The organism is Bacillus mobilis, assembly GCF_001884045.1.
GTDB classification, from domain to species: domain Bacteria; phylum Bacillota; class Bacilli; order Bacillales; family Bacillaceae_G; genus Bacillus_A; species Bacillus_A mobilis.
On the sequence record NZ_MACF01000130.1, the window covers coordinates 88707 to 114334 of the forward strand.

Consider the following 25628-nt stretch of genomic DNA (forward strand, 5'->3'; position numbering starts at 1 on the left):
AAGTATCTCAAATGAGATGCTTCCTCTTTTTATATAAATACAATTATTTATTTTGATTTACTAGCTTTTTGAAACAAGAAGGAAGTTTTCTCTTCTTCTTTTACAATACCTTGCTTTAAAGCTAATTCCCCTGCAACTTTAGGCGCTAGCCATAGCATTGGGAATAACAGAATAGATACTGGGACAGCTGTTACTACGATGAATGATTGCAATGCATTAATACTTCCCTCACCCATGTATAAAAGAATCGCTGCAACTGTTCCCATAATAAGCGACCAAAACACTCGCAAACTAATTCTAGGATCTCCATCTCCAGTCACTGCCATTGAAATCGAATAAGCCATTGAATCTCCTGTTGTCACTACAAATAAGATTGTTAATAAAAGAAATGCAGGTCCAATGATATGAGAGAGTGGCAGTTGCTCTGTAATAGCAATCATAGCCGCTGGCATACCAGATTCACTTAATGCGGTCGAAATAGAACCAGGATTCATTAACTCGTAAAATACACCTGATCCCCCCAAAATCGTAAACCAAAACGTTGTAATAATAGGTGCAATAATTCCAATTGCAACGATGATTTCTCGGATTGTTCTTCCTCTTGAAATACGGCTCACTAAAATTGCCATCATCGGTCCGTATCCAATAAACCATCCCCAGAAAAAGATTGTCCATGATCCTAACCAAGTTGTATCACCACGATATGTGCTCATTGGAATAAATTCATTTATATAAAATCCAAATGAAGAAACAAATGAATCAATAATAAATCCACCTGGTCCAAACAGTAATACGAATGCCATTAATAAAACTGCTAGCCTAACATTTAAATTACTTATAATTTGGATCCCTTTATCAATTCCCGTTACCGCAGATATAGTAGAAACAGCTACTACACAAACAATAATGGCTAATTGAGTAGTAAACACATCAGGAATGTTAAACAATGCTTGTAATCCATAACTTGCTTGTAGTCCTAAAAATCCGATTGGACCAATCGTCCCTGCAGCTACCGCAATAATGGCAAATACGTCAATCATTGTTCCAAGCCAACTCTTTCGCAATTTCTCCCCAAAAATAGGATATAAAAGCGTTCGAGGTTTTAACGGCATACCTTTATGATAGTGTCCGTACATCATAACTACCGCACTAATTGTACCTAAAATCGTCCAAGCGAGGAAACCCCAGTGCATATAACTTTGTGCTAAAGCAGGCATGACTGCTTCTTGCGTTCCAGCAGTTATACCTTCATGTATTGGTGGCACCGTCATCAAGTGGTACATCGGCTCTGCGGCTGCCCAAAAAACGCCACCTCCGGCAAGTAATGTAGACATAATAATAGCGAGCCATTTTGTCGTACTAATCTCAGGTTTTTCTAGCCCCCCAAGTTTAACTCTTCCATATTTTGAAAACGCCATACACATTGCCACAATAAACGTACCAATTAATAAAACCTGCCAAAAGGCACCAAAATATTTAATCGAAGCTGCAAAACTTCTATTAATGACTCCCTCTACATAACTTTTATTTAAAATAACTGCAATTACAAATAATAAAAGTGAGCCACCACTAATAAGAAATACAGGCCAATCTGTTTTTCGATTCTTCATTCTCATTTACACTTCCTCCTTCCTCAGCAATCTAAAAAAACAACTTTATTATGTTTTACTGTTTACAACCAAAACATAACGATTATATAAGCATAATAATTCATCGATTTTCTACACACTTATGTTGTCCCTAAAAACATGCTAAATCCCTTATTTAAAAGAAAATTTCTATTCCTATTACATAAAAAAGCAAAACAAAAGACCTTATATTTCTATAAGGTCTTCGAAACAGAAATTTGATTATAACATAAGGAACTCCTTGGTTCAAAAAGCCCCTTCCAAAAATAACCGATAGTAAAGGCTTCCATTTGCTACGTAACAGTAATTAAAAAAAATTATATTTTACATAAAAAAACTATACTAAATATCATTTATGAAAGAAATTCGGCTTCAAAATTTCATTCGGATACGGTTTATGATAAATATGAGTGGTAGCTGGCGAAAGCGGTGGAATAAGCCACACCCAATTGCCAGTGACAACCCGTCCACATGCGGCTTCTTGCTTCTCAAATTGTTGAAACTGTTGTGCAGCTGTATGGTGATCCACAATACTAACTCCTTGTTTTTTGAAGGAATGTAATACAGCAATATTCAACTCAATGAGTGCCTTATCTTTCCATAACGTACCGTTTCTCGATGTATCTAACTCCATCATCTCCGCAACTGCCGGAAGTAAATTATAGCGATCATGATCCGCTAAATTACGAGCCCCAATTTCCGTACCCATATACCATCCATTGAACGGAGCGGCTGTATAGGAAATACCGCCAATTTCTAAGCGCATATCTGAAATCATTGGAACCCCATACCATTTTGCTCCTAAAGATGAGATTGGGTACTCTGGATGTTCAATTGGTACTTCTTTCACTTCTCTTTTAGGAATTTCTTTATATACAGGTTCTTTTCCATCGACAGAAAATACAAGCGGCAATACATCGAAATTCGTACCTTCCCCCTGCCAGCCAAGTTCCTGACAAAAATCCGTAAACGCAGTGGAATGAGAGTCACCGATCACTCCCATTTCTGTTTTATATCCTGCATACCGAATCAATTGGTGATTATAAATTCGTATATTATTTCCTTCACCTTGATATTGCTTAAAAATCGTAATTGTCGGTTTCACTTTCCCATCGTTCGTTGCATATTTAATATGATGAATTAATGCATTATATACACCTTCTTCATCACTTACTTCACGTGCATCTAATATGTGCATCTTACTCCAAAATAGTCTTCCGATACATCGATTACTATTGCGCCATGCCATTCGTGATCCATGAACAAGTTCTTCAAATGTATGCTCATACGTCCCCGTCTTCTCTATCTCAACTCGAATTTCTTTCACACGTTCTTCTATGAATTTCTCTTTATTAAGCTCTTTATAGCAAATCGTAATAAACTGACTCGCTTCCTCTATTAATTGTTTCGTTTTACTCATAAACGATCTCCTTCTATTTCAACAAAACGTTCTACTTTACAGTATAAGCAAAAAGAATAAGAGTCACAAATGAAAGTGGAAGTGTTACTTTTATTGTAATATTTTTCAGAAAATTAAAGACATTACTATTGACTTACATAAAAAATAGGTGTATTTTTGACTCAGGTAAAGTTTTTTTACCTAGACCAACTTTTAAAAAGAAAGGAGGTAATGTTATGTCTTCATTTCAATTGCCAAAACTTTCATATGACTATGATGAACTAGAGCCATATATCGATAGCAATACGCTTTCCATTCATCATGGAAAGCACCATGCGACATACGTAAACAATTTAAATGCTACTTTAGAAAACTATACGGAATTACATAATAAGTCTTTAGAAGAGTTACTATGTAATTTAGACGTTTTACCAAAGGAAATTGTTACAGCTGTAAGAAATAACGGTGGTGGTCACTATTGTCATAGTCTTTTTTGGGAAGTAATGAGCCCACGAGGTGGCGGTGAGCCTAATGGAGACGTTGCAAAAGTCATTGATTATTATTTCAATACCTTTGACAACTTAAAAGATCAACTTTCCAAAGCAGCTATTAGTCGTTTTGGAAGTGGCTATGGATGGCTTGTCCTGGATGGTGAAGAACTTTCCGTTATGAGTACACCAAATCAAGATACACCTTTGCAAGAAGGTAAGATTCCATTACTCGTCATCGATGTATGGGAACACGCCTATTATTTAAAGTATCAAAATCGGCGCCCAGAATTTGTTACCAATTGGTGGCATACAGTGAACTGGGACCAGGTAAATGAAAAGTATTTACAAGCAATTCAATCACAAAAACATTAGTCGTGCGTATAAGGTAAGTTTGGTAATGTAAAATTAGTATTGTCGAAATCCTCCAGAATCCCCCGGATTGCCACCGGGGGATTTATGATTATTTCATTGCATGTATGTAATAACGTAATACTTGTTCTATGTCTATTTTCAACTCTCGGAACGGGAATCCTAATTTACTAGCTTTTCCATTATGTAATGTACAATTAATCACTTCATTATAAGGTGCTACATTATCTCCTTCTTCTTGAACGAGTGCTTTTATTCCCGTATTTTCTTCTATGAAATGAATAACTTCGCCAGTAGAAACTACCCCGTTGCTACAAGCATTAATTGGCCCTTCTATATCCTTCATCCCGCACCAAGCTAAAAATTCTCCTGCTTCTTTCTCATGTATAAATGACAACTCTCCATCTAAATGCTTCACCGCGACAGGCTCTTGCTTCACAATATGCTCAACGTAAAATTGTAACCTTTTCGTATAATCGTTTTCTCCAATAACAACTGGAAAACGTACTGCAACAACTGGAAATGTTGCTTGTTCGAATACAGCAGCTTCAGCTAATCGCTTGCCTTCACCATAATTAAAATCCTTCCTATCCCCATACGTAATAGCATACTCATACGGATTAAAGTTCTCTTCTAACAAGCTTATTGCTGGCTCGTAAACAGCCATTGAAGATGTCATAACGTATTTCTTCGTTTTTCCTCTTAACACTTCACATACCATCTTCGCTGCATTTGAGCTATAGCATAAATTATCGTATACGATATCATAACTTTTATCTTCTAGACGCTCTGCTAATTGCTTTTCATCTTCTCTATCTACAATAAGTCTTTTTACTGTACTTCCAAAAGGGTCTTCTGTAATCCCTCTCGTCGCAATCGTCACATCATGTCCATCTTGCAAAAGTGCTTCTACCAAATGTTTACCAAAAAATCTTGTTCCCCCTAGTACCAATACTTTTTTCAACTTCATCATCCCCATTTTGATAAAATGTAAAATACTACCTCCCTATTATAAATGCTCATATATAAAAAGCATGGAATTCGTTTAACGATTCCATGCTTTGCTACAGAAAATATATTAACGTACTCGGTATTTATAAATACAATAACAGAAGTATAAAATAGAAATTACGGATACATAAACCCATAGATCATATACAAATCCCTCACCCCATACTCCCATAAAATAAAAGAGTGAAGGCAACGTCAATGTTACCCATGACTGTACGAAGGCAATTCTTCCAAGATATTGATTGATATTCTTTTTTTGTGTATTTAATACAAAGAATAAATACCAAAGTAATGCCCACATAAACCACGTTAATGCATTCACAACATCGTGGAATTGAACAAATGAAACAACCATATAGAATAAAGCAATAATTGCTACCCACATACAAAACCAGCCTAGACCGCTACTATCCATTCCTTTTATAAAGGTAACACCTACATATAAATAGGTTAATCCAAATAAGAAAGTAGCTGCATATGAATACACTGTCCAATTACTTTGGTCAGAAATCATGATCAAATAGAACGGAATAATAATTTGTAGTGCACCTACAAATAAATTAAAAACACCCGCACTTTTCATCTCTGCTTTTCCTAATATAACAAGACTATTTAAAAATAAAGCTGCACCCGAAAGTAATAATCCTACATATCCCATATATATTCGTGTGAAAATCTTTCCCTTTCACACCTTTAACCTCCCCGCACTATAAAGTGATACCTATATTATTTTTCTTCCTATTTAAAACTACACACATAATTTTACATCCGAATAAGTCAGACTTCCTACCTTAAAAAACAATAAAAAAATCCCCTCAATACATACCATACAGTAATCATATCAATCAAAATGCATCGCGTTATAAAAACGCTTTCAATAATGCGTGACTCAATTAAAAGCTAATAGGATTATTTGATTATAAACGTACTTTAACAATGATACAAGTACTAGAATACTCTTCCATATTACATTTTTTATTTCTATAAAAAATTGATAGAATGATGCATCCTCCCTATCTCCTTCTATTAATAGTTCGCATAGAATATCGTACAACCATATTAATTTAGAAAGGTTTGATATTTATGTCCCCTCATTGTTCAAAGCCATCCGTTCTTCATTCCACAGGTGTATTAACAAGAGAACCTGCAACGGTCTCAGCAGTAATAAACATTGTAAATTTAGATGCATATGGCACACAATATGTAAATATAGAAGTGTGGGATTGGTCTAACTATTCTAATCCGGTAAAATTACCTGTATTAATTGGTGAAGATATACCAGTAGAATTCCCATATCTTTTAAAAGGCAACAACCTAGCAGTATTTTATGCTGATATAGGTGAATCTAGTGATTTGTATGAAATTTGTATTTCTTACCCTACCCAATCCAATATTATTGCAAATTGTTTTGGACGAAGCTTGCCACCTTATACAAGCCAAGAAGGTAATACTGTGTATCATAAACAACTTGTCCGCATTTATTAAGGGGTTTTCTTTTATGGAAGCAGTTGCTATTTAAACGCTATGGTCAGTAATATGTTCTCTTTACTAAAGTGAACATATTACTGATTTCAAACAATATAATAGGGGAATACCTTGCTAACTATCCTAAATCATTTGATAGCCGTTTTTATTATTTACCTGCCATCTCCAAGAATCTACACACATCTCTTCTAACCCATATTCCGCTTCCCATCCTAATTCCCGTTTCGCTTTAGATACATCAGCAAAACATATTGCTACATCACCAGGACGACGCCCTATTACTTTATAAGGTATTTTCTTACCTGAAACCTTCTCAAAAGCCTTTACCATCTCCAATACACTATATCCTTTACCTGTGCCAAGATTGTATGCCTCGATTCCTTTCGTCTCAAGTACTTTCTCAAGTGCCTTTACATGTCCTTTTGCAAGATCAACAACGTGAATATAATCACGGACACCTGTCCCGTCTTTCGTTGGATAATCATTTCCGAATATATTTAGCTCTTTTAACTTACCTACCGCCACCTGCGTTACATATGGCATTAAATTATTCGGAACTCCATTTGGGTCTTCTCCAATACGGCCACTTTTATGTGCTCCAAATGGATTAAAATAACGAAGTAACGCAATACTCCATTCATCATCAGCTTTTGCTACATCACGCATAATTTGCTCAATCATTAATTTTGTTTGTCCATATGGATTTGTCACACTCAGCGGAAATTCTTCTGTAATTGGTGATGTTTTTGGAATTCCATATACAGTTGCAGATGAACTAAAAATAAATTTTTTAACATTATGTTTCTGCATCACATCACATAGTATGATCGTGCTTATTATATTATTATAATAATATGTAAGAGGAATTGTAGTTGATTCCCCCACCGCTTTAAATCCAGCAAAATGTATAACCGCTTCAATGTTATTTCTCAAAAAAATCTCATTCATTTTTTCACGATTTAAAACACTTTCTTTATAAAATTCGAATTGTTTTCCTGTTATCTCTTTTACTCGGTTTAAAGACTCGATTGAACTATTTGAAAGATTATCTACGACTATAATTTTATAATTACTATTTAATAATTCTATACACGTATGACTACCAATATATCCTGCTCCACCCGTTATAAGTATCGCCATATATATAGTCCCCCACTAATTATTAATTATAAAATTTTATAACCTCAATACATATCTATCCTATCACAAAATAGACTGATAATTTCAAAAAATTATTTTTAATTATTATTCATAAAAAAGAGTTGCATAACCTTTACATTATGCAACTCTTTAACATACATATGTGTCTATATCTTTATTTATTAATCAAGAAAAATAAAACTTACTCAGAAATTTCATCTTGTTAAATTACGTAATAATATACACTTAAAAAGTGGGCAAGGCTTCCCAATAACACGAACACGTGAAAAATTTCATGATGCCCCATATGTTTAAACTCTAACCATTTTGGCTTTGTTCCATAAATAAATCCACCAATCGTATAAAAAATGCCCCCAAGCACTAGAAGCACGATACCTCCTGGACTTAAGTTAGCAGCTAACGGTGCAAAGAACAGAACAATTAACCAGCCCATTGTAATATAAATTGCTGTTGATAACCATCTCGGACAACTAAACCAAAACATTTTAAAAACAATACCACAAATGGCTGTTGCATACACTAAACAAAATAATAATAAACCGTTTGCGGAATGTAATGTAATTAAACAAAATGGTGCATATGTACCTGCAATCAATATAAAAATCATAGAATGATCAAGCTTCCGAAAGAAATAAATAACACGCTCACTGGCTACAACACTATGATATACAGCTGATGCTGTATACAGAACCATCATTCCGATGCCAAACAAAATAACAGCTGTAATTGCCGCAAAAGATGGCGTCTTAATAGAAACTTTTACAAGCATAGCTAATAATGCAACAAATGATAATACAGCTCCTCCCAAATGGGTAAAAGCATTAACCGGTTCTCTTATATACGCATTCATATAAACACCCCTTATATAATTACATGTAGTTTTGATAACTACATGTAATTATATACACATCATTATTATAGGTCAACATTTACAATTCATTTGTTTCGTAATACCATATTTAAAGATAAACTAAACATTATGCTCCACTAAGTTATAAAAGCGAGGGGTTCTACGTGGAAAATATAAATAAATTACTTGAAGCATTACATTTAGAAAAAAATATTACGCTTGAGGATATTCCAAATGTCGACTTGTATGTAGACCAGGTTGTCCAACTATTTGAAAATACTTATGCGGATACAACAAGAACCGATGATGAAAAAGTATTAACAAAAACAATGATTAACAATTACGCAAAAGGTAAACTGTTTATTCCAATCAAAAATAAAAAATACTCAAAAGATCATATGATTTTAATTAGCTTAATTTATCAATTAAAAGGGGCCCTTTCCATTAATGACATAAAAAGCTCCTTAAAAAATATAAATGAATCCTTATTAAGCGAGGATTCATTCGAATTAAATACGCTATATAAAGATTACCTTTCTCTTACCGAAAATAACGTCGAAAGCTTTACACAAGACGTAAATAACCGTGTTTCAGAAGTAAGTGAAATTTCTTCTTTAGAAGATCCGAACCTAGAGAAGTTTTTATTACTAACATCATTTGTGTCGATGAGTAATATGTATAGGCGCTTAGCTGAGAAGTTGATTGATGATTTAGAAGAAGCCTAATAATTATAAAGTGAAACTTTAATCAGTGGGGGGCTTACTGCCCATTAAAGCGGGATAAAAATGAACTTCCACTATCCGATATGATTGTATTATTTTCTATTTAGATTTTACTCTTTCAAAAAAAAAAGTACATTTTGCATACTGGCAAAATGTACTTTTTTCTAACATTATAATTTTTATTGTTTCTTTATTAGCAATTCAAAGCGATCACAATACTCTTTTACTAATAATTTACACATAGCATAAAAAATAAAAACATTAATAGTAACGATAAACATTCCCATATTCGTATTAAAGCCCGCATACAAGACCATTACTATATTTAAAAAGATTGTTAACGTTAATCCTAAAGCTATTCCTGTCCATTTCATTTCATATAGCAGTAAAAAGAGTACAAATACTAACGCTGGGAAAGCATATCTCTCATGTATTTGCGTAGGTAACATAAAGAACGCAAAACTTATAAAAGTCGCGGCTTTCAGTAGAACTGCCGTATTCATATGACGATGGAAAAAGACATATAAGCAAGTTAATGCCGCTGCAATAGACAAGAGTATTAACCCAACTGTTTTCAATGTAATATGTGGTACAACTTGAATCGTATCCACCATATTAGGATCCGTACCAATCGCATAATACCAAATATTCATAGCAAATACAGTTACCGTTGGGAAAGTACCCACCGCATTTAAATATGCTTGTGTTAACATAGTAATAAATGTTCCATGGGCTGCGAAATAAAGACCGAATAGTAATAACGGGATACAGAACCCTATTATAAATTTAATTAATTGCTTACCTTCCCTTTTTTCAAAAATGACTTTTAGGAAATACATAGCAAATACAGGCGCAATTACAATTGATTGAAATTTAGCTAGTAACGCTATAGCGTAAATAGCACCAGACCAAGTTGGCTTAGACATTAGTAATAAAATAGAACTAACCATCAATATACTATGTAGCATATCTACTTGACCCCAAATAGTCCCATCCACTATAATCGCTGGGCTAAATGCAAAAAATGTCACTAATGCTGCTCTCACAATCGAATTGTCTATCCTTTTAGAAACTATAGCAAAAATAATTATGGCTACTATTTCAAATGCAATGGATGGGACTCGAATTAAAACACCCGCGGCTTCCACATATGTATTAAAAAACGACAATATCCCTCCATAAATACCTAAAAGAGCTAAGAAAAATGGCGGATAGTTTACTAAATCCCCATGTGCATACACATCACCTAGTCCATATTTACCTACTGTATTCATCCAATCCACAAAAAATAGTTGATCTCGTTCATATCCTTCTAAATAAAATGCTAAATATAAACGTAATAACAGAGATGCAACAACTACTACAACCAAATAGAAATGAAGCCATTTTAAACTCCACCTATCTTGAGTAAAATTCATTAAACAAAACACCGTCCTTACTTTTTATAGCTTACAACAATTGAATTAAAAATCGAATTGCTTATATAAAAACATCTCCCTAAACGAATTAATAAATTCCCATTCAATGGTATAAAAAATCAAATGAATATACTAACATACAAAAAAAACATCGTCAATCACGTATTAGTTGAGGTCCATTCAAATTATCCGCTCTATAAATAAGCCTCAAAAAAATATCCACCTTTAAAGTGGATATTTTCATTTATTTAATTGCCTCATGAACTTTTAATTGTTTACCTTTTATCGTTGTATTTCTCATAACCTTTAAAACAAGCGGTCCTTTTCCGTTTAATATTTCAACATATGAAACATTATCTTGTATTGTAATAATACCTATATCATCGGCAGAAACACCTTGAATTTTAGCAATTGTCCCAACGAAATCTACGGCTCTAATTTTCTTTTTCTTTCCACCATTAAAGTACAATTTCATAATTCCTTTGTTTAGATCTGCATTTTTATCTTTCTTTATAATTGGTTTAGCATATATCTTTTCTTCAAATACTGCTTTCCCTTTCATAACTTCTTCTTTTGAGGGTCCCAGTTCCTTTGGAATTTCAAATCCAATATATTCCTCAATCTCTTCTAAAAATCTATTTTCATAAGGCGTTATAAATGTAATAGCTTTTCCACTATTACCAGCTCGTCCCGTTCTTCCCGTACGGTGTACATAGCTTTCTTTTTCTAATGGAATATCATAATTAATAACATGTGTAATATTATCAATGTCAATTCCTCTCGCAGCTACATCAGTTGCTACTAAATAACGGAACTTTCCTTTTCTAAAATCATCCATAACTTCAAAACGATCTTCTTGTACCATACCACCGTGTATTTTGTCACAAGGATAATTAACTCGTTTTAGCTGTCTATATACATGATCTACGTTTTCTTGTGTACGACAAAAAATAATACAACTGTCTGGATTTTCAATCATAGTTACATCCTTAAGAAGTGAAAGCTTCTCTTCTTCCCTTACTTCAAAAAGGGTATGTTCAATTTTTTCTGTTGTAATCCCAGCTGCTTTAATTTCAATATGAGTTGGTGCATTCATATATGTACGGGATAACTTTTCAACATCTTCCGGTAAGGTTGCTGAAAATAGCATTGTCATTCTTTTTGTAGGTAATTCATCAATAATTGCCTCTACTTGATCGATAAAGCCCATATTTAGCATTTCATCTGCTTCATCAATCACTAAATACTTCAATCGCTCTAAAGACAGAGTCCCTTTTTCAATATGATCCAACACACGTCCTGGAGTCCCTACTACAATATGCGTCTTTTGCTTTAACTCTAATTTTTGACGCGCAAATGGAGATTTACCATAAATTGCAGCAGCTTTAATTCTTTTGAATCGCCCTATATTCGTAATATCTTCTTTCACTTGAACAGCAAGTTCCCTCGTTGGTGTTAAAACTAATGCTTGTGGTTTATTCTCTTCCCACTCTACCATTTCACAAAGTGGTATCCCGAACGAAGCCGTTTTTCCACTTCCCGTTTGCGACTTTACAACAAGATCCTTCTTTTGCAATGCAACTGGAATAACTTCTCCTTGTACTTCTGTTGGATGCTCATATCCTAAACCAGTAAGTGCTCGTCTTACTTCTTTACTTAATGCATAATTGCTAAAGCTTTTTTTACTCATATATTAACCTCATTTGATTTTATATTTAACTTATTCTGTTCTTCATGCCTCACTTTAGACTATAGTAAGATACTATATTAATCCACTGTTTTTAATTCGTTTATATCTAAATTTATTTAAAGATAATTTTAAAATAGTAAAGGGCAGCCTTAATTATAAGTCTGCCCTATCTATACCATATTCATTTTTTACGGAACCAATTTTTTCACAACTGGTATTCTTTGCAATACTAACGTGATTATCAGACTAAGAACAATTGTAATCGTTACATTAATAGGTATTGCCAATATTGCATGTACACGTTCATTTACTTTAGGGAAAACCATGTACAACAAGTTATTTAATAAGAAGAAGTGAAGAATATAGATTCCAAGGCTTGCTTGATTTATAAAACGGAATAACAATGGCAATTCTCTTTCTGATTTTTGGAAAGCGTATTTGAAAAATACAAATAATCCAATCGCCATCAGCACAACGCCTGGCGCAAAATATCCGTACCAAAACTGCTCTAACTGTCCATTTGCTTTTACCGTATAGTAATAAGTAATAAAGAATGTACTAATAAATCCTACAAGTCCTCCAATGTAAGAAATACTTCTCCACTTTTTTGAAATATCAAAATTAGATAAATAGTAGCCCAGTAGGAAATACCCTACATAATTTGTAACGTAAAATAATTCAATATTAAAATTGATAGGATAATAATATTTAACTAAATTGACTATAACAGACGCATATAACCATAAAATTAAAAAGTATTCTATCTCCCTTTTGTTAGCGTTCTTCACAAAAATTTTCAGTAGAGGTGTAATTAAATATATCCCTACAATCATGTATAAGAACCATAAATGTCCCCCTATAGTATCCGTTAAAAAGTGCTTTATCCCTTGCTTTAAAGATGCCGGGAAATATCCTGCATATGCTCCATATACATAAAATATAGCACTCCAAGCTACAAAAGGTATAATCACTTTACTTGCACGCTTCTGTAAAAATTCCCCGACTGAAATATCTTTTGTCCCCTTTAACAATAAGGCTCCACTAATCATTACAAAAATCGGAACACTCGCACGTGAAATCGATTCAAATAGATTACCAGCCATCCAGCGTGAAACATTATTTGCATCTAAAACCGCAACATAACCAGCAGAAACGTGAATTGTAACAACCGCGATTGTCGCTAATACTCGCAACCAGTCCATATACATTAATCGCTTCATTAAAATCTCTCCCAAATTTGTATATTTAATTTTTTTCTTTGCCACACATAATTTTATATCAGAAAATTCCATATTAAAACATTTTTTCAACAATAAAAACCTATAATTTACTTAAATAAACTTAATTTTTAAATACAAACATGAAAACCTTTGACTTATGAGTGAAAATAATGTAAATTATCCTTTGGACGAACATTTTTTAAAAAACTAAATAAAATATTCGTATTTTAGGGGTGTAAATGATGGAAAACGTATTCGACTATGAAGATATTCAATTAATTCCTGCAAAATGTATTGTGAACAGCCGCTCTGAATGTGATACAACTGTCACTTTAGGTAAACATAAATTTAAATTACCTGTCGTACCTGCAAATATGCAAACGATTATTGATGAAAGAATCGCAACTTATTTAGCTGAAAACAATTACTTCTATATCATGCATCGTTTCCAACCAGAGAAACGTATCTCATTCATTAGAGATATGCAATCACGTGGATTAATCGCTTCTATCAGCGTTGGTGTAAAAGAGGACGAGTATGAATTCGTACAACAATTAGCTGCTGAGCAACTTACACCTGAATACATTACGATTGATATCGCACACGGACATTCTAATGCTGTAATCAACATGATCCAGCATATTAAAAAGCATTTACCAGAAAGCTTCGTTATCGCTGGAAATGTTGGAACTCCAGAAGCGGTAAGAGAATTAGAAAACGCTGGTGCTGACGCAACAAAAGTCGGTATTGGACCTGGTAAAGTTTGTATTACTAAAATTAAAACAGGCTTTGGAACTGGCGGTTGGCAACTAGCTGCACTTCGCTGGTGTGCAAAAGCTGCAAGTAAGCCAATTATCGCTGACGGTGGTATTCGTACACACGGCGACGTAGCTAAATCTATTCGATTTGGGGCGACTATGGTTATGATCGGTTCTCTATTCGCTGGTCATGAAGAGTCTCCAGGGGAAACAATCGAAAAAGACGGCAAACTTTATAAAGAGTACTTCGGTTCAGCTTCTGAATTCCAAAAAGGCGAGAAGAAAAACGTTGAAGGTAAGAAAATGTTCGTTGAGCATAAAGGTTCTTTAGAAGACACTTTGATCGAAATGGAACAAGATCTTCAATCTTCTATCTCTTACGCTGGTGGAACAAAATTAGACTCAATTCGTACTGTAGATTATGTAGTAGTGAAAAACTCTATTTTCAACGGCGATAAAGTATATTAATTTTTAAATTTAACTCGAAGGACAAGCATTTTTATGCTTGTCCTTCTTTTATATATAGAAATGCGAAATATTTTTATTTTACTGAATTTTCTAGTATCATGTTTTTAGATACTTATAATAAGGGGGATACAATAAATGAAAAATATAATTGAGAAACGCCATATTCGCGCGGAAGTCCCTACTGAACTAACATGGGACCTCTCTGATTTATACGAATCTGATAAAGAGTGGGAAACTGCATTACGTGTATTAACAGATGATATAAAAAAACTTGATGCGTTTAAAGGACAATTACACACTAGCTCCACTACCTTATTACATGGGCTACTTTTAGAAGAAGAGCTTTTAATGAAGTTAACAAAACTATACTCCTACGCAAATTTAAAAGAATCTACTGACCGTACAAATCCAGTTGTTCAAGCGAACTCTTCCAAAATTGCTGCTTTATGGACGAAAGTACATACTGCATTATCCTTTATCCATAATGAAATCCTCTCATTCGACGAAGACACAATTGAGAAATATTTAGCTGAAGAAACAAAACTTGAACCTTTCCGTAAATCATTACTAGACATCCTACAAAAAAGGCCGCACACGCTCTCTCCTGAAACAGAAGAAGCTCTTGCTGCACTTGGCGAAGTACATAGTTCTCCATACAAAATTTACGGTATGACTAAATTAGCCGATATGGATTTTACCTCTATACAAGACGAACAAGGAAACGAACTCCCTGTATCATTTGCATTATTTGAAAGTAAATATGAGTTTTCTCCAAGCGTAGACATACGTAGAAAAGCGTACTCATCATTTGTTTCCACCTTGAAACGATATAAAAATACAGTGGCAACAACATATGCGACTGAAGTAAAAAAACAAGTAACACTCTCTCGTTTACGCAAATTTGAATCTGTTACTCATATGCTTTTGGAACCTCAAAAAGTTCCACTTGAAATGTATGACAATCAACTTGATATTATATACAAGGAATTAGCACCTCATATGCGCCGTTTTGCAGATTTAAAAAAGAAAGTACTAGGACTCGATCAAATGCTGTTCTGCGACTTACATGCACCTTTAGATCCCGAATTTAATCCAAGCATCACATACGAAGAAGCTGGAAAACTCATTCAAGACTCTTTACAAGTATTGGGCGATGAATATGGTTCCATTATCGAAAAGGGATTTAAAGAGAGATGGGTCGATCTTGCAGATAATGTAGGGAAATCAACAGGGGCATTTTGTTCAAGTCCATATGGTTCTCATCCATACATTTTAATTACATGGCAAAATACGATGCGTGGATGCTTCACATTAGCCCATGAATTTGGGCATGCTGGTCATTTTTATTTAGCAAATAAAAACCAGCGTATTATGAATGTACGTCCATCTATGTACTTTGTCGAAGCACCATCTACGATGAACGAATTACTATTAGCCCAGCATTTATTAGCGACGACTGACGATAAGAGAATGCGCAGATGGGTGATTCTGCAACTACTCGGCACATATTATCATAACTTTGTTACTCACTTACTTGAGGGAGAATATCAAAGAAGAGTATACACGCTAGCAGAAGAAGGAGGAGCACTTACAGCTACAACCTTAACTGAAATAAAAACAAATGTACTTTCGACATTCTGGGGAAATTCTGTAGAAATTGACGAAGGCGCTGGCTTAACTTGGATGCGTCAACCTCATTATTATATGGGCTTGTATTCTTACACCTATTCTGCAGGCCTCACTGCATCTACTGCGGTAGCTCAAATGATTAAAGAGGAAGGACAACCCGCCGTTGATCGCTGGTTAGATGTACTTCGCGCTGGTGGTACGATGAAACCACTTGAATTAATGAAACATGCCGGAGTCGATATGTCAAAACCAGATGCAATACGTAAAGCTGTTTCTTACGTTGGTTCCTTAATTGATGAATTGGAGCGCTCTTATCAAGAATAAAAAACAAGCCCTCGCTTGATGAGGGCTTGTTTCATATTTATTTTCCAAATCTTTTACGGTATCCACATTTCCTGCATAGCTCTTCGACTGCAACTCTTTTCGAAAATCCATCGACAATGTTTGTTGCTCTTTCACCTTCTATAATGTTAGAAAATGAGTCATTATTAATATTCCCAAGGTTAATAATCCCCTCACCATCTAAACAGCAAGGAATAACTGTCCCGTTTGCTAAAATACCAGCTTGATTTCGAAGACCATGACAGAATCCTTTTCCATCATCCTCTTCTTCATGTAATGCCGGCCACTGGAATTCATAGTCTTGATTAATAAAGACACGTTCCGCAATTTTTATACCTTTTCCTGGTGTAAGCTTCTCTTCGATTTGATAAGATAGACCAAACTCATTTTCAATAATGGATAATAAATCTCTATTTTTCTGGATTTCAGCATTCGTTTTATTATCCTGAGTTAAATTCCATAATCGTAGTGAAACAATTAAATCCGATTGACTTGTCGCCTCTCTAATAAAGGAAAGTATACTTCTTACATAACCCTCTTTATCTTGCGAACCTGGATGTCCATCAAAACTGTGTAATGAAAAATTCATTTGTCTTAACGCAGGTTTATTTAACAGTCTATGCCTTCTCTTATTAATTAACGTTCCGTTCGTTGTAATATTAACTTTAAACCCTTTTTCATGGCTTAAATCTAACAATTGATCTATTTTTGGATGGAGCAATGGCTCACCCTTCACGTGCAAATAAATGTAGTCTGTGTGAGGTTTAATTTGGTCTAATCTTTTCGCAAAATCCTCCACAGAAATGAACTGCTTCTGCCTTTCCGTCGGCGGACAAAAGCTGCACGCAAGATTACATACACTCGTAATCTCCAAGTAAAACTTTTTAAACTTCTTCACCTTTAATTCCTCACTTCTATGACTACTTATACTTTTTTCCTCTTCATATTACATCACACTTTTTTAGAAATAGAAACATACTTATTTTAGGAAATATATAAAACGGCCACATCTGTAGCCGTTTGAATGTACTATTACTATTTATGATACGGTTCACCACGATTAATACGAAATGCCCTATACACTTGCTCAAGCAATACTAATCGCATTAATTGGTGTGGTAATGTCATCTTTGAAAAAGAAAGAGATTCGTTTGAACGCTTCATTACTTCTGAACTTAGTCCAAGTGATCCACCAATCACGAATGCAACTTTACTCTTTCCATATGTAGCAAGACGATCTAAGCTTACTGCAAATTCTTCTGATGATTTTTGCTTTCCTTCTATCGCTAACGCAATGACATGCGTATCGTCAGAAATTTTATCCAGTATACGTATACCTTCTTTTTCTTTTACAATTAACATTTCTGCTTCACTTAAATTTTCTGGTGCCTTTTCATCTGGCAATTCAATTACTTCTACTTTTGCGTATGCAGATAATCGTTTTAAGTATTCTGCTATACCTTGTTTTAAATATTTTTCTTTTAATTTCCCAATTGAAATAATCGAGATATTCACACGTATTCCCCACCTTACAAACATGTTATCCACATAACTTATCCACATATCCACAAATGTTACCCACATATTGTGTGGGAATCTGTGTTCGATACAACATATGTCGCCTCGTTTTGACAAAATTCACATGTTTTTTTCTCTTTTTCCGAGTTATCCACATTGTTAATAACTGGCGCAACTTCACACTCATCCACAATAATATCTAAAGCTAATTCCACATGTTCTAAACAACAAGGTAAATTCATATTCTTCACCTCACTTTTCTACAATAGAAAACAGGAGGTAGGCCCTCCTGTTTTTAATACTTTTGAACGCCTAGTTTAACCGTTGTTGTTGCTCGTTTTGTACCACGATAAAACGTAAGAGTCATTTTATCATTAATTTTTTTATCATATAAGGCCGTACGGAATCCGATAATATCGCGAACCGGTTTTCCATCTACTGCTACAATCACATCGTGTTCTCGTAAACCAGCATCTACACCTGGCGAAGGACTTTTCACATCTAAAATGCAAACTCCCTCTGTTACATTGCCCGGTAAATGCAATGTTTTTGACCAATGATAGTTTGGAATCTCATTTAACGATCTAAGTTCAATTCCAACATATGGTCTCCTTACTTTTCCGTACTTCTCTAATTCATTCATAATTGGAACAGCCCTAGTAACTGGAATAGCTAGTCCAATTCCTTCTACTTCTTTTGCTGCAATTTTCATTGAGTTAATGCCAATTAATTGACCTGCCGCATTTACAAGTGCACCACCACTATTACCTGGATTAATTGCTGCATCTGTTTGCAATACTTCTACTTGCCAATCGTAATGTCCATCTTGATCCAAGTCTACAGGAACAATACGTTCCTTAGCCGAAATAATGCCTTGTGTAACGGTTCCAGAAAATTGTAGCCCGAGTGGGTTTCCAATCGCAATGACTGGTTCCCCTCTACGAACAGTATTAGAATCGCCAATCTCAATTACTTTTTTCACATGCTTTGCATCTATTTCTAGTACAGCCAAATCTGTGACTACATCCGTTCCTAATACTTTTCCCGGAACCTTCTTACCATCACTTAAACTTACTTCAATGCGATTTGCTCCAGCAACAACATGATTATTCGTTACAATATAAGCTTGGCCATCTGCTTTTTTATAAATTACACCTGATCCTGTACCAGCTTCTGAATCTGCCTCTGAAAAATTATCTCGTTGAATATTAATAACGCCAACAACAGCTTCAGACGCACGATCAACAGCATCAACAAAACTAATCTGTTTAATTCCTTGAGCTTCGGCCATATTACTTCCACTTGCTTCAGCTTGCGGAAGCGCGCCCGCATCATTCGCAAATAAAGGAGCTCCAAATGCAAATAACGAAGCTCCTACAATTGTTCCTGCTATGCTAGAAATAACAATACCTTTATGCTTCTTTTTTCTTGCACGTTTCATACGATAATTTTCTTCATCAATAAAGGACATATTTGTTCACCTATCTTCCTGAAAACAACTATATTCACCTTTATTGTTTACTAAAATGAAGAATTATACGTATTGAATTTTTGTAGGCATTTTCGGATCTGTATCATGAATTTCGAAGGCTTCTCCCACTCCAAATCCTTTTTCCTCTAATACTTGTGATACTGACATACGTGCTAGTTCTTTCATGTTATTATCTAAACTTAAATGGGCTAAATAAATATGTTTTGTCTCATCTGTAATTACATCCGCCATCGCTAATGCAGCATCTTCATTACAAACGTGCCCCACATCACTTAAAATACGTCGCTTAATACTCCATGGATAACGTCCCATACGAAGCATTTCCACGTCATGATTACTTTCAAACACGAAAGCATTCGCACCCTTAATAACACCTTTCATACGGTCACTCACGTATCCCGTATCCGTAATAAGGGCTAACTTTCTATTATTGTTATGAAAAGCATAAAACATCGGCTCTGCCGCATCATGAGAAACCCCAAATGACTCGACCTCAATATCACCGAATGTTTTCACATCCCCAACTGAGAAAATAAACTTTTGCTCAGTTGGGATATTTCCAATTAAATGTTCCATTGCATTCCATGTTTTCTCATTTGCATAAACAGGTAAATCATATTTACGTGCCAATACACCTAACCCTTTAATATGGTCACTATGTTCATGTGTTACAAGAATACCTGATACATCATTTATATTTAGTTCTGCCTGTTTAAATAAAGCCTCTGTTGCTTTACCACTTAAACCTGCATCGACAAGTAATTTTTTTTCATCTGTTCCTACATATAGCATATTCCCTGTACTTCCACTTGCAAGTACGCTAAAATGCAACCCCATTCTTTCTCACTCCAGTATGTTCATCAACCACTTGATTTTCCCTTTCCCCTAATTCCATAACTTGTCCTTCAATTGCATTTACAAAGAAGTCCTGCTTCTGCTCCGTTTTTAAATTCCACGTCGGAGCAAGTACTTGGTTATTAGAAGTAGCTGCGGTAAGGGTGGCATAACCAATTTGTGCTTCTTTTACATGTGTATTCCCATGAACTTTATTTTTTAAATACAGATTCTCTAAAGCCGTTTGAGCAGTAATAATTTCTTGCTGTTTCGTTTTTTCACTTTCGCCCATTTCTTTTAAATCAGTTAGCATCGTCTGTGTGTACGAAACAAGTTCATTTTTTTCATTTAATTCCACAACAATCATTGCCTGATCGTTATAGAAAATAGGCTTATCTTTATACTTTTGGAAGAAGTAGATTTTAGAGTCTTTCATCGCCCCATACTCATACTTTTGTCCATCCAATACATAGTTCTTCAAAAAATCACTATACTTATCTTTGGATAATGATTTTGTATTCAAAAAGGGCTCTTTTAGCTTACTTTCTATCTTGTACATATTTTGTATATGCGCTGTTTGATTTTTTAAAGACTGTACATCTTCTTCTTTAAATGCCTTGTTTTCCGCCCTAATAAATGACTCTTTTTTCGGTTCTTTAGGGAAATTACCCATAGTAATTTTGTTTGCTTTTAATTCTTGATCTATCTTTGTTTCTGCAATAAGCTCCAATTGATTACTATCTTGCTTTTGAATGAATTGAAAAATGAGAAAGAGGTCCAAAACAAAAAAGGTCACAATAAATATGGTTTTAATCCGATCCCAATCCATTTAGTCCTCCCTCACTCCACTCATATATTTTTTGTTTGCCAGCTTCATCTTCAACAAACTTTACATACCAAATTGGCTGTAGCCTAGCTACTTGCCCATCTAGTGATAATTTGTATCCAATACCAACGTCTTTAATGAATCGTTTATCTACCGCGGCATTATTTTCTAAGGATGCCATTACAACGTGACCTGATGGAAGAGTAACCTTCTGTTCTATGCCTTTCGTATTTAAAGACAACAACGGTCTTTCATATTCCATTACTTCTTCTGATCCCCATACTTGTCTCAGTTCAGCTAATCCATCTGTATTGAATACGGAGTATCCATCTTCGTGTAAACGGAATACGGTCTGTCCTTTATTCATATAGTCCAAACGATATGAATCCAAACTCCCACTGTGACCATTTACAAAATCAAAGCTTTTTTGTAAAAGCATTAAATTATCTGTCGTTTTCTCACTTGAAACAGAAGAATTTTTATACTTTAACATATGCTGATCGTTTTCAATCTCCATGGATCTAATACCATCTGTAAATGTTTCTTTTGATTTCTCAGTAATAGGGCTTAAATAACGTGGGTCACTAAAAAGGGCATTCTTAAATGTATCCACCGCTAAATTAGATGAAATATATGTTATATTACTTAATTCTGTCGTTCCATCTGGTAAAAATAGCTTTTTCATATCATTAATTTGATAGTCAAAATAAGGTTTTGCCGATACTATAAATTGATTTTGTGCATTTACAATATCTTTTAAATACACACCACTTAATTTTGCTTCATATATTCTAGAGTTATCACCATCAGAAACAAAATTAATTTTAATTTCTTGATCTCTACTTCTAGACGGATCAAGAATAATTCGATTAAAATGTTTAGGTTTATCTATACTTTTTCCTTTCATATTAAACATAGATTTAACTGCATCAAATGGGATGTTGGTAGGAAAAATAAGTTCAATTTTCCCTTCACCATGCACATAAGAAAGGAAATCAGCTTTAGCAATCGATATCTCTTTGAAATCATATAATTCCCCTGCTTCCAAAGGTTTATAGATTGATTCTATATCTCCCTCTCTTTTGCTCCCGTAATGATTTTTATCTTTATGCACGATGATAGAAGTAGGACGGACAACATCAGCGATTTTAGTTTGAGTAGTTCCTTCATTACCCTGCACAAATTTTGCGTTTTGCATAGACGTGGAATCTGGCACATACGTCCATAAGTTAAAAGTAAGAAATAGACTAATTACAACTAAATTAATTAAAACTATCGTTTTAACATTTTCCATACTCATTCCCAATCGTCCTCTTCATCCGCTGCCATTGGCAATGTGAAGTAAATAGTTGTCCCTTTTCCTTCCTCACTCTTCGCCCAAATCGAGCCACCATGTGCCTCAATCATTTCTTTCGCAATTGCTAATCCAAGTCCTGTACCACCCATTTGTCTTGAACGTGCTTTATCTACGCGATAAAAACGTTCAAAGATTTTATCGACGTTTTCTTTTGGAATACCCATTCCTTGGTCACTTACACTAATCTCTAATAATTCCCCGCGATCACGTAAGCGATATGTTACTGTTCCACCTTCTGGTGAATACTTTAATGCATTCGAAATAATGTTATACAATACTTGCGTAATTTTATCCGTATCCATATCAATAAATCGGGATTTCTTAGAGAAAGATCGTTTGAAACTTACGTTTTGCTCTTTAGACATTTCAAAACGATCAATAATGTTATTAAAGAAGTCAGTAAAGTCGACCCATTCTTTCATTAAACGATGCTCTGTACTATCGAGTTTAGAAAGTTGCAATAACGCATTTACAAGTCTAATCATTCTTTCTGTTTCTTCTTGTGTAACTGTTAAAAATTGCGGTGCAATATTCGGATCTTGCCACGCACCATCCGTAAGTGCCTCTAAGTAACTGCGCATCGTTGTTAATGGCGTTCTTAATTCATGGGAAACGTTTGCTACAAACTCACGGCGTTCCCTTTCTATACGCTCCTGCTCAGTTACGTCATATAATACGGCTATTAAACCATTTGCTTTCCCTGTCTCTTTTTGAATAACAGAGAAACTAGCACGTAAAATATATGGTTCATTTCTCGTACTAAAATCTAATAACACAGAATCAGGCTCTTCGTATAAATGATCAAGCGTAAATTCTTCTTGTATCCCTAATACTTCTAAAACAGATTGATCGAGCGCCGTTTCACGCGAAACATTTAGCATCTTTTCCGCAGGATCATTTAATAAAATAATGTCCCCTTTTCGGTCAGTAGCAATTACTCCATCTGTCATATGTGATAAAACGGATGATAATTTACGTCTTTCACTTTCCGTTGAAGAACGAGCTTGTTGTAATTTTTTTGATAAATTATTGAAAGATAATGCTAATTGTCCAATTTCATCATGGCTATGCACTTTTACTTTTCTTGAATAGTTCCCTTTTGCCATTTCAATCGCTTGTCTTCGCATATCTGAGATTGGTCTCGTAATCGTTTGAGCTAACAAAATTCCAAGTACAGCTGTTACGAGTAATGCAATAACGGTTCCAGTCGCAAAAATTTGATTAATATCCTTCATCTGTTTATAAACATCTTCCATAGATGCAACAATGTAAATAACACCAAGTGCATCTTTGCCGTTATCATCTAGAATAGGAGTAATCATAACTTGTACACGATGGCCTGTACGACCATCCTTCTCAATTTTCACTTCTGGCTTTTTCTGTACCAATACCCGCTGAACAGCTATATCAGTTGATGTTCTATTTACCTTGTTTTGCTTTGACTCATCTGAAATAGCAAGTAACTTTCTATTCGAATCAAATACTCTTACTTCTTGGATATCTTTCTTTCGATCAGAGGCAAATTTTCGAATTGAAGTTTTAATCGTTTCATCTGTTGATTCTGTTTCTGCTTTTGTATGACTTTTTTTAAACTCTTGTTTCAAGTTATACGCTAATAAGTTCGTTTGCTGCGTTAAAGAATCTCTAAAGCCCTGTACAAGACTCTTTTCTAATTCCCTTACGAAATATACCCCAATAACTTGCATAGCTATTAATATTAATAGCATATATATGAGTACAAATTTTAAATGAATAGATTGAAAAAAACCGACTTTCTTCATATACTATTCCTGCTCTGGGTCACGCAAGTAATACCCTACTCCACGTCTAGTTACAATTAAAGTAGGATGACTCGGATTATCTTCAATTTTTTCACGTAAACGACGTACTGTTACATCCACTGTACGTACATCTCCAAAATAGTCATAACCCCAAACCGTTTGCAATAAATGTTCGCGAGTCATAACTTGACCTAAATGTTTTGCTAAATAATGCAGTAGCTCAAATTCACGATGCGTAAGTTCAATATTTTCCTCACGTTTCGTTACACTATACGCATTTGGATTGATAACAATTGGTCCAATAACCATTTCCGTATTTTCTTCTTTTTCTGCAGCACCACCTTGTTGATGGCGGCGTAAATTCGCCTTCACACGAGCAAGTAATTCCCTCGTACTAAATGGCTTCGTTACATAATCATCTGCACCAAGCTCAAGCCCTAATACTTTATCAATTTCAGAATCCTTTGCTGTAAGCATAATAATCGGCATTTCTGAGCTTTTACGTATTTCACGACAAACCTCTAAGCCATCCTTACCTGGTAGCATAATATCTAATAAAACCATATCTGGCTGCTCTTCATTCGCTTTTTCAATCGCTTCATCACCGTCATGCGCCATTACAATTTCAAAACCTTCTTTTTCTAGGTTGAACTTCAAAATATCCGCAATCGGCTTTTCATCATCAACTACTAAAATTTTCTTTCCCATCATCGTCTATTTCCTCCTTATAAAGTGAAACTTTAATCAGTGGGTGTTTTCTTCATCATCCACTGATTATTAGCCCTCACTAATCGGGCTTTTACGGGAAGTTGATCCCACACCTAACTTCTTTGCTTTCGTTGAATTTTAAGGTGGGGGCTTACTGCCCGGTAAATAGCGGGTAAAAATATGGTCAATATCCCTAAACACATTGATGTCTACATAGTATGTCCCTATATGACCGCATCTTTTGCTTAAGTACTTTCTCCTCTATTCTCACAGACTCATGTATGATCCACTTTTACACGGAATCCTATACGATCTATAGAAAAACCTCTAGCTTCAACTGCTAGAGGCTCCTCATTCTATTTTAAAATAACTACTCAATTTTGTAAAATTACACAAATAAAAAGGATATTAAGTGGGCCCACTTAATATCCTGAGAGTGGCTCGGGACGGAATCGAACCGCCGACACGAGG

The 25628-nt window shown here is 34.7% G+C and carries 23 protein-coding genes; 5 read left to right on the forward strand and 18 right to left on the reverse strand.

Annotated features, from left to right (window positions below; translation table 11 throughout):
- Positions 1-47: 47 nt before the first annotated feature.
- Together BAQ44_RS25480 and BAQ44_RS25485 are read right to left on the reverse strand one after the other, a co-directional pair.
- Positions 48-1616 (reverse strand): BCCT family transporter, encoded by a 1569-nt coding sequence (locus tag BAQ44_RS25480; protein ID WP_071724484.1) that lies wholly within the window; start codon positions 1614-1616, stop codon positions 48-50.
- 361 nt (positions 1617-1977) lie between these two features.
- Positions 1978-3048 carry a nitric oxide synthase oxygenase gene (locus BAQ44_RS25485; protein WP_071724485.1) on the reverse strand — a complete coding sequence of 357 codons (1071 nt, stop codon included), beginning with the start codon at positions 3046-3048 and terminating at the stop codon, positions 1978-1980.
- A gap of 215 nt (positions 3049-3263) precedes the next feature.
- Between BAQ44_RS25485 and sodA the strand changes: the two genes are divergently transcribed.
- A complete protein-coding gene (sodA, locus tag BAQ44_RS25495; RefSeq protein WP_063262403.1) occupies positions 3264-3890 on the forward strand; it encodes a superoxide dismutase [Mn] in 627 nt (208 codons plus the stop codon).
- A gap of 88 nt (positions 3891-3978) precedes the next feature.
- On the opposite strand, the gene BAQ44_RS25500 is transcribed toward sodA, so the two are convergent.
- A complete protein-coding gene (locus BAQ44_RS25500; protein ID WP_080467752.1) occupies positions 3979-4860 on the reverse strand; it encodes an NAD-dependent epimerase/dehydratase family protein in 882 nt (293 codons plus the stop codon).
- Between the two features lie 105 nt (positions 4861-4965).
- Positions 4966-5556: an AmiS/UreI family transporter gene (locus BAQ44_RS25505; protein ID WP_063262405.1), complete on the reverse strand. Its 591-nt coding sequence runs from the start codon at positions 5554-5556 to the stop codon at positions 4966-4968.
- 425 nt (positions 5557-5981) lie between these two features.
- On the opposite strand from BAQ44_RS25505, the gene BAQ44_RS25510 reads away from it, so the two are divergent.
- A complete protein-coding gene (locus BAQ44_RS25510) occupies positions 5982-6383 on the forward strand; it encodes a hypothetical protein (RefSeq protein WP_063262406.1) in 402 nt (133 codons plus the stop codon).
- Positions 6384-6506: 123 nt separating this feature from the next.
- On the opposite strand, the gene galE is transcribed toward BAQ44_RS25510, so the two are convergent.
- Both galE and trhA read right to left on the reverse strand, forming a co-directional pair.
- A complete protein-coding gene (gene galE, locus BAQ44_RS25515) occupies positions 6507-7523 on the reverse strand; it encodes a UDP-glucose 4-epimerase GalE (protein ID WP_063262407.1) in 1017 nt (338 codons plus the stop codon).
- Between the two features lie 223 nt (positions 7524-7746).
- On the reverse strand, positions 7747-8394 hold the full coding sequence (gene trhA, locus BAQ44_RS25520) for a PAQR family membrane homeostasis protein TrhA (protein WP_071724487.1): 648 nt from the start codon (positions 8392-8394) through the stop codon (positions 7747-7749).
- Between the two features lie 164 nt (positions 8395-8558).
- Between trhA and BAQ44_RS25525 the strand changes: the two genes are divergently transcribed.
- The gene (locus BAQ44_RS25525) at positions 8559-9119 is read left to right on the forward strand and encodes a DUF1836 domain-containing protein (protein WP_061680111.1); all 561 of its coding nucleotides are present in this window, start codon (positions 8559-8561) and stop codon (positions 9117-9119) included.
- A gap of 176 nt (positions 9120-9295) precedes the next feature.
- Here the strand turns inward: BAQ44_RS25525 and BAQ44_RS25530 are convergent, their stop codons facing one another.
- The 3 genes from BAQ44_RS25530 to BAQ44_RS25540 form a co-directional block, all read right to left on the reverse strand.
- On the reverse strand, positions 9296-10534 hold the full coding sequence (locus tag BAQ44_RS25530; RefSeq protein WP_071724489.1) for a putative hexosyltransferase: 1239 nt from the start codon (positions 10532-10534) through the stop codon (positions 9296-9298).
- Positions 10535-10778: 244 nt separating this feature from the next.
- Positions 10779-12224, reverse strand: a complete 1446-nt coding sequence (gene dbpA, locus BAQ44_RS25535) for an ATP-dependent RNA helicase DbpA (protein WP_071724490.1) — start codon at positions 12222-12224, stop codon at positions 10779-10781.
- Between the two features lie 188 nt (positions 12225-12412).
- Complete coding sequence (locus BAQ44_RS25540) at positions 12413-13444, reverse strand: acyltransferase (protein ID WP_071724491.1); 1032 nt, start codon at positions 13442-13444, stop codon at positions 12413-12415.
- Between the two features lie 242 nt (positions 13445-13686).
- On the opposite strand from BAQ44_RS25540, the gene guaC reads away from it, so the two are divergent.
- Entirely contained in the window at positions 13687-14670 is a 984-nt protein-coding gene (gene guaC, locus BAQ44_RS25545) for a GMP reductase (RefSeq protein ID WP_000432444.1), read from the forward strand.
- Positions 14671-14805: 135 nt separating this feature from the next.
- A complete protein-coding gene (pepF, locus tag BAQ44_RS25550; RefSeq protein WP_071724493.1) occupies positions 14806-16623 on the forward strand; it encodes an oligoendopeptidase F in 1818 nt (605 codons plus the stop codon).
- A gap of 37 nt (positions 16624-16660) precedes the next feature.
- Here pepF and BAQ44_RS25555 read toward each other — a convergent pair whose 3' ends face one another.
- The 9 genes from BAQ44_RS25555 to walR form a co-directional block, all read right to left on the reverse strand.
- On the reverse strand, positions 16661-17539 hold the full coding sequence (locus BAQ44_RS25555) for a radical SAM/SPASM domain-containing protein (protein WP_000713629.1): 879 nt from the start codon (positions 17537-17539) through the stop codon (positions 16661-16663).
- 137 nt (positions 17540-17676) lie between these two features.
- On the reverse strand, positions 17677-18156 hold the full coding sequence (gene rlmH / locus BAQ44_RS25560) for a 23S rRNA (pseudouridine(1915)-N(3))-methyltransferase RlmH (protein WP_001027003.1): 480 nt from the start codon (positions 18154-18156) through the stop codon (positions 17677-17679).
- 59 nt (positions 18157-18215) lie between these two features.
- Complete coding sequence (locus tag BAQ44_RS25565; protein WP_001052827.1) at positions 18216-18401, reverse strand: CxxH/CxxC protein; 186 nt, start codon at positions 18399-18401, stop codon at positions 18216-18218.
- Between the two features lie 53 nt (positions 18402-18454).
- The gene (locus BAQ44_RS25570; RefSeq protein WP_063262413.1) at positions 18455-19630 is read right to left on the reverse strand and encodes a S1C family serine protease; all 1176 of its coding nucleotides are present in this window, start codon (positions 19628-19630) and stop codon (positions 18455-18457) included.
- A 63-nt stretch (positions 19631-19693) separates the two neighbouring features.
- Positions 19694-20488 (reverse strand): exodeoxyribonuclease YycJ, encoded by a 795-nt coding sequence (locus BAQ44_RS25575; RefSeq protein ID WP_000522836.1) that lies wholly within the window; start codon positions 20486-20488, stop codon positions 19694-19696.
- A complete protein-coding gene (locus BAQ44_RS25580) occupies positions 20472-21314 on the reverse strand; it encodes a two-component system regulatory protein YycI (protein WP_063262414.1) in 843 nt (280 codons plus the stop codon). The genes BAQ44_RS25575 and BAQ44_RS25580 overlap by 17 nt, the downstream gene beginning before the upstream one ends.
- A complete protein-coding gene (locus BAQ44_RS25585) occupies positions 21295-22611 on the reverse strand; it encodes a YycH family regulatory protein (RefSeq protein WP_061680120.1) in 1317 nt (438 codons plus the stop codon). Before BAQ44_RS25585 ends, BAQ44_RS25580 begins: the two co-directional genes overlap by 20 nt.
- Positions 22608-24449 (reverse strand): cell wall metabolism sensor histidine kinase WalK, encoded by a 1842-nt coding sequence (gene walK / locus BAQ44_RS25590; protein WP_061680121.1) that lies wholly within the window; start codon positions 24447-24449, stop codon positions 22608-22610. The genes BAQ44_RS25585 and walK overlap by 4 nt, the downstream gene beginning before the upstream one ends.
- Before the next feature lie 3 nt (positions 24450-24452).
- Complete coding sequence (gene walR, locus BAQ44_RS25595; RefSeq protein WP_000971865.1) at positions 24453-25160, reverse strand: cell wall metabolism DNA-binding response regulator WalR; 708 nt, start codon at positions 25158-25160, stop codon at positions 24453-24455.
- Positions 25161-25628: the final 468 nt, after the last annotated feature.

Bases quoted from the DNA above. Each gene is read 5' to 3' on its own strand.
- BAQ44_RS25480 (WP_071724484.1), bottom strand. From the start codon at position 1,616: ATGAGAATGAAGAATCGAAAAACAGATTGGCCTGTATTTCTTATTAGT.
- BAQ44_RS25485 (WP_071724485.1), bottom strand. From the start codon at position 3,048: ATGAGTAAAACGAAACAATTAATAGAGGAAGCGAGTCAGTTTATTACG.
- sodA (WP_063262403.1), top strand. From the start codon at position 3,264: ATGTCTTCATTTCAATTGCCAAAACTTTCATATGACTATGATGAACTA.
- BAQ44_RS25500 (WP_080467752.1), bottom strand. From the start codon at position 4,860: ATGATGAAGTTGAAAAAAGTATTGGTACTAGGGGGAACAAGATTTTTT.
- BAQ44_RS25505 (WP_063262405.1), bottom strand. From the start codon at position 5,556: ATGGGATATGTAGGATTATTACTTTCGGGTGCAGCTTTATTTTTAAAT.
- BAQ44_RS25510 (WP_063262406.1), top strand. From the start codon at position 5,982: ATGTCCCCTCATTGTTCAAAGCCATCCGTTCTTCATTCCACAGGTGTA.
- galE (WP_063262407.1), bottom strand. From the start codon at position 7,523: ATGGCGATACTTATAACGGGTGGAGCAGGATATATTGGTAGTCATACG.
- trhA (WP_071724487.1), bottom strand. From the start codon at position 8,394: ATGAATGCGTATATAAGAGAACCGGTTAATGCTTTTACCCATTTGGGA.
- BAQ44_RS25530 (WP_071724489.1), bottom strand. From the start codon at position 10,534: ATGAATTTTACTCAAGATAGGTGGAGTTTAAAATGGCTTCATTTCTAT.
- dbpA (WP_071724490.1), bottom strand. From the start codon at position 12,224: ATGAGTAAAAAAAGCTTTAGCAATTATGCATTAAGTAAAGAAGTAAGA.
- BAQ44_RS25540 (WP_071724491.1), bottom strand. From the start codon at position 13,444: ATGAAGCGATTAATGTATATGGACTGGTTGCGAGTATTAGCGACAATC.
- guaC (WP_000432444.1), top strand. From the start codon at position 13,687: ATGGAAAACGTATTCGACTATGAAGATATTCAATTAATTCCTGCAAAA.
- pepF (WP_071724493.1), top strand. From the start codon at position 14,806: ATGAAAAATATAATTGAGAAACGCCATATTCGCGCGGAAGTCCCTACT.
- BAQ44_RS25565 (WP_001052827.1), bottom strand. From the start codon at position 18,401: ATGAATTTACCTTGTTGTTTAGAACATGTGGAATTAGCTTTAGATATT.
- BAQ44_RS25570 (WP_063262413.1), bottom strand. From the start codon at position 19,630: ATGTCCTTTATTGATGAAGAAAATTATCGTATGAAACGTGCAAGAAAA.
- BAQ44_RS25575 (WP_000522836.1), bottom strand. From the start codon at position 20,488: ATGGGGTTGCATTTTAGCGTACTTGCAAGTGGAAGTACAGGGAATATG.
- BAQ44_RS25580 (WP_063262414.1), bottom strand. From the start codon at position 21,314: ATGGATTGGGATCGGATTAAAACCATATTTATTGTGACCTTTTTTGTT.
- BAQ44_RS25585 (WP_061680120.1), bottom strand. From the start codon at position 22,611: ATGAGTATGGAAAATGTTAAAACGATAGTTTTAATTAATTTAGTTGTA.
- walK (WP_061680121.1), bottom strand. From the start codon at position 24,449: ATGAAGAAAGTCGGTTTTTTTCAATCTATTCATTTAAAATTTGTACTC.
- walR (WP_000971865.1), bottom strand. From the start codon at position 25,160: ATGATGGGAAAGAAAATTTTAGTAGTTGATGATGAAAAGCCGATTGCG.